The organism is Lentimicrobium sp. L6 (genome assembly GCF_013166655.1).
GTDB lineage: Bacteria > Bacteroidota > Bacteroidia > Bacteroidales > UBA12170 > UBA12170.
Genome location: NZ_JABKCA010000069.1, coordinates 20,140 through 27,042, shown reverse-complemented (window position 1 = coordinate 27,042; position 6,903 = coordinate 20,140). Strand labels below are relative to the sequence as shown.

Here is a 6,903-nt window from a genome sequence, read left to right as displayed (position 1 = left end):
TAAAAAGCTAAAAAAACTGTCCATTTAAGGAATCCTTACGTTATGCAACGGTCTTTTAACACTTACAAGCGCTATCTGTTGTCCAATTTATAGATAGGTTTCTCCTAATGAACATTATTTTCCTTGAAAACGAAATGAAGCAGAATGATGACTTTTCAAAAATTATAGTTCTTCAAATATCTTAAACACATATTCACGCTTTCTGGAACTCACCGGAACGGTGCTACCATCTGACATCAGGATATAACCTCCATCAGATTTTTCAAAGCTATTGATATAATCTAAATTGATTAAATGAGACTGATGTGTTCTGATAAACCCGAATTCGCTAAGCATCACATCGTAGTCCTTCAATCCCTTACTCACTAAAATCTTTTTCCCATCCCTTAGAAAAAACTCCGTATAACCTTTGTCAGCTTCGCAACGGATGATATCATAGACTTTAATTAAATGTATACTTTCAGCGGTCTTTAGAACTATTTTTTTATGTTCTGACAGACTGTCTTTAATATGTGAAAGATAGGCATCGAATTTCAATTGAAAATCCTCTTTTTCGTGAGAAACAATCACCTGATTAACTGCTGCAATAAATTCTTGAGGATTAACGGGCTTCATGAGATAGTCTATAGCTGCAAATTTGAAGGCTTTTACAGCATACTCATCATAAGCAGTAATAAAGATAATATGAAAGCTTATTTCTCCTATTTCATTCAACAAATCGAAAGCAGAACCATCCTCTAATTGAATATCGAGGAAAACCAAATCGGGTTTTAATTCTTGAATAATTATTTTAGCAGTGGCCACACCACTAGCTTGTCCAACAATTTCAACTTCCTTAAAACTCATCTGACATAATTGAGAAATTGATTCTCTAGCATTCTTTTCATCATCAACAATCAGTGCTTTTATCATGACTCCTCCTATTCCATTTTTAGATTCATTGGTATTTTAATCTCAACTCGAGTACCTCGACCATAATTTCCAATATCTTTTAAATCAGAAATTTCCAGTTGAATATTGGACTTATATACTTTATTCAACACCGCTATTCTGTCTTTAGTAATTTTAGTAGCCAAAGACTTGTATTTTCGATTTTTCTGTTCTTTTTCTCTAATACTCGCATTAATCCCTATTCCATTGTCTTGACATATCAGAACAATTCTATTGTCTATCAATCTGAACCCTACCTGAATCAAACCCTTTGATTTCATTCCTTTAAAACCGTGCTCAATGCTGTTTTCAATAAATGGCTGAGCCAACATAGGTGGAATTAACATGTCTTCTAAATCCAGGTTTTCATCCGCTTCAATTTCATAATCAAATTTTTCGCCAAACCTTAACTTTTGAAGATCAAGATACTGATTAAGTGTTTTCACTTCAGTATGCAATGTAATTAAATCTTGCCGAGAGTTATTTAATATCATCCTTACCAAATCAGAAAAATTAGACAAATAAGTGGCCGCTTCTATGGGTTCATTTTTGAAAATAAAACTTTGAATAGCCCCTAAGCTGTTAAATATAAAATGAGGATTCATTTGAGAACGCAAAAACCTTTGTTCCAAGGATGCCGCTTTGTTTTGAAGTTTGAGCTCCCGAATTCGATAGATAACAATCATCACGATCACAAAAATAAACAATAAAGAAATTAAAGCATAAAACCACCATTGTTGGTAAAAACGAGGCAATATGAGTACGGTAATGCTTTTACCATGTTCGTTCCAGATGCCATTATTATTAGACCCTTTAAGCTTAAACACATAGGTGCCTGGATCTAAGTTAGAATACGAAATAGCCCTGTTTATAGAATTGGTTTGAATCCAAGTATCGTCGACACCTTCTAATTTATACTGATACTTATTATCTGAAGGACTGTTATAATCTAATGAAGCAAATCTAAAAGAAATATGGTTTTCATCAGGTTTAATAATAACGGTATCCAACTCACTTAAGTCTTTAAAAACCTGATTATCTTGAACTCTGAATTCGGTAATAACCACAGGAGGTATATAATGATTGGATTCTAAGCTATCAGGATGAAAAACAGCAAAACCATCTTGAGTTCCAAATGCCATTCTTCCATCTTGTAGTTGAATAATAGCAGAAGTTAAGTCCATACTGGGCAAACCATTTGCTGGTGTATAGGTTGTGAAACTTTGCTCTGGAATGGAAAAACAGCTCAAGCCTTTTTCAGTACTTATCCAAAGTTGGCCATGGTTATCCTCAGCCATACCTCTTAAATTATTGGAGGGCAAACCATCTTTTTTAGTATAATGAGTAAAACCATCTAATGAGTCAGAATAGAGGTTCAAGCCAGTAGCTCCACTCCAGTTTCTACCTTTGCTATCTGTAAAAATAAAATTGACAGTTTCACCCCAATAGGCATCCTCTATAAACTCATTTGAAACATAATTTTTTAAGCTATGACTTTCAGCATCCCATTTTGCTATCCCAGTAGATGTGGTTCCTAGCCAGTATTCCCCATCATCCGCTTTTGAAATTGCTGTTAATAGATGTACAGGATATCGCATAAATGAGAGTTCCCTTTCCCTGTTATAAAAGGTTTTCTTATTTATCTCATCGTAAATTAAATATCCCTTATTGCTTAGTAAATAATAATATTGATCTTTTTGCATCATTTCATGAAAAACTAAAGCAGATAATTCAGTATTGGGCTTAACAGTGCTGATGAGCATAATATTCTGAGTGTGACCTGTATCATTTAATCTAGCTTGCCAAAGCATATGTTTACTTAACCATAATATTCCTTCTGGTTTCCACAAGAAAGCCTGAATCTTTTCTGTTAATTCTATTCTTCCCTCTGATTTACCTTTTATTATAATACTACTTCCAACAGCAAAAGCAATCTTATCATGCTCAATTTCTTGTAAACTTACTATTCTATGGGAATACCTAGAGGAGTCTATTCTTTGGAAACTTCGGTTAAACTGATATAAATTCTTTCCCCTAGAAATCCATATACGATCTAAGGTGATGAGCAACTGTGCCTGTCCACCCCCATTTAAATTCATTTCTATATAATTCCATTCACCACTTCTTCTGTTGTAAACAGCCAAAGTATGCTCCAATAAAAACCAAACTGACTCATCAATTTTTGCCATGGTTAAGACAGACTGGTTTTGCATCTCCTTAGGGAATTCTTTATGGAATTTGAGACACTGATGATCAAATGCAAATAGGCCCTTCCGGTTGGCAAAGTATGTCTGACGATCAGCTCTCAGCACTTTGGTGATGGTATCAAAATAGGGGACTTTCATATTCACATAATTATAAGCTTGCATCTTCTGCAAACCTGGGTAACTAGGCTTTTCATTATGAAAAAGATTCTTAAGATGAATCATTTCAGTTTTGCTCTTTAACGTCACATCTAGTTGCCCATTTATCCCACCAAACCAAGTAACAGAATCCTCCTCAAAACTAATAGTACTTATATATTTTTCATTGGGGATAACGACCAAATCTGCTCCTAAAACATCTATTTCACTTTTATCCTTTTGAATTCCATACAAACCATAACCTCCCCACACTGCCATTACTATATTTTGTTTCCGATCTTCTAGTACTTGATGATACCAATCAGTGTAAGTACTGGCATTATTAATGGTATAAGACTGTACTTCATTTGTTTTTATATTCAATTTATCAAGCCCTAAACCAGACCACTGGGAAACCCAAAGGTTTTCTGATGAATCAAAATACAAATGGCTAATATGATTAGAAAGCAATGAACTTTTGGTTTTCCCTTTCTTATATTCACCTATGACCCCTTTTTTAAAATCAAAAGCATTTAGGCCTTCGCTATCGGTACCTACCCACAATATTCCATCTTTATCTTCAGCTAAAGCAGTTACTTTTCTTCCAGAAACGCTTCTTTCCTCCCCTGGAATATGAAAATAATGAGTGAAATTATGATTCTTAGGGCTATAAAGACTTAGCCCACCATTAGTGGCCACCCAAACCACTCCAGACATATCTTCCATTATTTTATTCACATGATCATTACTCAAAGCATTGGGATTATTAACATTAGCCGAGACATGAATAAACTCATTGGTATTAGGATTGTACTTGGTGATGCCATTGCCTTTTCCGAACCACAATGTTTGATTTTTATCTTCATAAATACAAAATGTGGAACCTCTCATAAACAATTCGAATTGTTTGTTCTCTCTATCAAATTTATAAGCCCCATCGAGACCACAGACCCAAAATTGATCTTTAGAATCTATAAAATAAAAAGATACATCATTAGCTCTCTTTTGAAATCCCCCCCCATACTCATTAGCGTTTATAACATCGAATTCTTTTGTGTTCACATTAAAACGATGCACATTTAGTCCTCTTCCTCCAATCCATAAAATAGAATCATTTTCCTTGAGCATAGTGTGATAGTGATAATATTCTTGAGAAATCCCTTGGTGCTTATAGTGCTTTATTTGCTCTGTCCTTACATTGAATTGATGCAAATGACCATCTACTGTTTCAATCCACAAAACTCCTTTTTCATCGGCTAGCAACTTCCTAATATGGTCGTTTTGCAAACCATTATGATTTTTTTTATCACTAAAATAATGAATGAAAACATCTTTGGTTCTGTCATATCTATTGAGCCCAAAACTAGTACCAATCCACAAATCCCCATAAATATCTTCAGTTATTGAAGTAATAAGATTTGAGGAAATGGAAGTACTATCCGTTGGAATATTCTTAAACACTAAGAATTCATAACCATCGTAGCGATTTAGTCCATCAGTAGTTGCAATCCAAATGAAGCCATATCTATCCTGAATAATATCAAGAATACGATTATCTGAAAGCCCATCTTTTGCACTCAGTTTATCAAACTTTGTCTGAAAATCTTCATTCAACTCCACCACTTGAGTTTGAGCCTGATTCAGTCCCCAAAGGCAAAGCATTATAAAGAGCAGAGTTTTAAACTTCATTGATCAAGTATATTATTTTATGGTATTAAACAAGAATACGATAATGAGGTAAAAATAATGAAAACCTTCAAATATCGTATTCTTTATCATTAATTAATAGAATTTAATAGATTTAGAATGCGGGATACTGTACAAGAATAGTTGCCTTATGTTGACAAGGTGGATTCTGACTATTCGATTTGGTGAAATCAGTTTTCAAAATCATCATTTTGGCATACGTTCCATCCTTAAGTTTGATTATCACAACTTTATTCATATCCATTACATCGCAATCCGTAAACGATTTCCCATCGCTTAAATATCCTGTTGAAGGAGCCGTAGTTACGGCATCCATATTGGTATAATTGGTCACTAACCAATTACCACAAACCCCAACATCTTCTGTACACCATGGTTCAACCATAATATCAGCATTTTGGTGATCGCCATGAATCTTACCTGTCTTAAAACTATAGCAACTTTCAGAACCAGCACTTGTTAATACAATTTTTTTAGCACTTGAATTTTGACTAGCAGAAGAACCTCCTGTGGCTGTTCCCCATGCACTCGTACTCGAAGAGCCGGCAGATGAAGAACCTGGAACCACATCAAATCTAAACTCATTTTCGTATTGTCCATCCATATAATACTCTACCCAATACTGACCTTCTGGCCATCCAGCATCTGGCTTACTTAAACTAAAATTAGATTCTCCACCTTCCTGATTTGGAAAATCAAATGTACTAGATACAATAGTCATTTTATCACTAGAACCTGGTGCATAATAGTGCCAGTTTACTTTTATTTGATGCCCATTTCCATTCCCATTCCACTTAAATACCGAAATGACCTGAGGCGTGTTTTTATAAAACTTTGTGGAAGAGCTTTTTAAATTAGACTTAGAGCCTGGCTGTAATTCTTCTCCTAATTTAAAGGACTGATGATTGAGGCTAAAATTAGAGGAGAAGTTTGAATTAGAGCTGTTAGGATTAATGTTCTTTCCATTGCTATTTCCATTATTCGAAGAATTTCCTTTACTTCCTGGAGGCACAATAACAAATCCAGCTTCAGCATTACTGGCTGGTTTCTTTATCTCAAAATCGATGCGTCTTTGTTTTTGACCTTGAAAATCAATTTGGACGAAATATCTACCTACTTTGAATCCTCCAGATGGTTTAATAATATTGGCATAACCATAGCCCTGCGCATCAGCAGGTAGCGTGTAAGATTTACTAGCACCCGTTATTTCTTGGCCATTATAATACCATTTTACGGTCATGGTCTTACCCACAGCCTTTCCTTCCCAATCCCAAATAACATATATCTTATCTTGATTAGATTGGAACTCTTCAGCTTCCTGTTGAGGTAGGATATCATAATTTGAGGTCAAACTCTTTCCCAACTTCATATTGGTAATTTTAAATGAGGGAGGTATTACTACCCGCTTAGAAGTGCTTGAAGCAGAAATGGTAGTAAAAGTATTAAGTACCTCATCACCAATTCCACTGTATTGATTGTATAATCTAGTTTCTATCATGGTCCATAAAACATAGCCAAAACCATTTTTTACTGCATAAAAAGTTCCAATCCCCACCTCTAATCCATTCACTGTCATCGTGTATCCAGCAAACTTACCAGGGGTATTGTTTAAAGTATAATCCTCAAAAGCCACTCGATTGGCACTGGGTAAATATTGACTTTCGAAATACTGAGCAATAGCATCGGGAGTCACACTAGCATCAGCCTTAAATGCCCTAACTTCTAGAAATATATTATTACTAGGATGAACAAAATCATAAATCTTGTCGGTACCTTCTGTCTTGGTTTCTCTAGTCCAATCTGATGGAACATTTATCTTAAAACCAAAACCATTATCCACAACCCATTGAGCTGATAACAAACTAGATATAAAAACTAATAGTATAAAAATAGTTGCCTTTTTCATTGTTTTACATTTAAATTG

General features: G+C 34.7%; 3 protein-coding genes. All 3 read right to left on the bottom strand.

Translation table 11 applies throughout. The annotated features are described in order from the left end of the window. Positions 1-162: 162 nt before the first annotated feature. The 3 genes from HNS38_RS15920 to HNS38_RS15910 all read right to left on the bottom strand — a co-directional run bounded on the left by HNS38_RS15920 (position 163) and on the right by HNS38_RS15910 (position 6,885). Positions 163-912 (bottom strand): LytTR family DNA-binding domain-containing protein, encoded by a 750-nt coding sequence (locus HNS38_RS15920; RefSeq protein ID WP_172284730.1) that lies wholly within the window; start codon positions 910-912, stop codon positions 163-165. An 8-nt stretch (positions 913-920) separates the two neighbouring features. Continuing rightward, the gene (locus HNS38_RS15915) at positions 921-4,961 is read right to left on the bottom strand and encodes a two-component regulator propeller domain-containing protein (RefSeq protein ID WP_172346705.1); all 4,041 of its coding nucleotides are present in this window, start codon (positions 4,959-4,961) and stop codon (positions 921-923) included. 112 nt (positions 4,962-5,073) lie between these two features. Beyond that, positions 5,074-6,885, bottom strand: coding sequence for a hypothetical protein (locus HNS38_RS15910; protein WP_172346704.1), 1,812 nt, complete (start codon positions 6,883-6,885; stop codon positions 5,074-5,076). Positions 6,886-6,903: the final 18 nt, after the last annotated feature.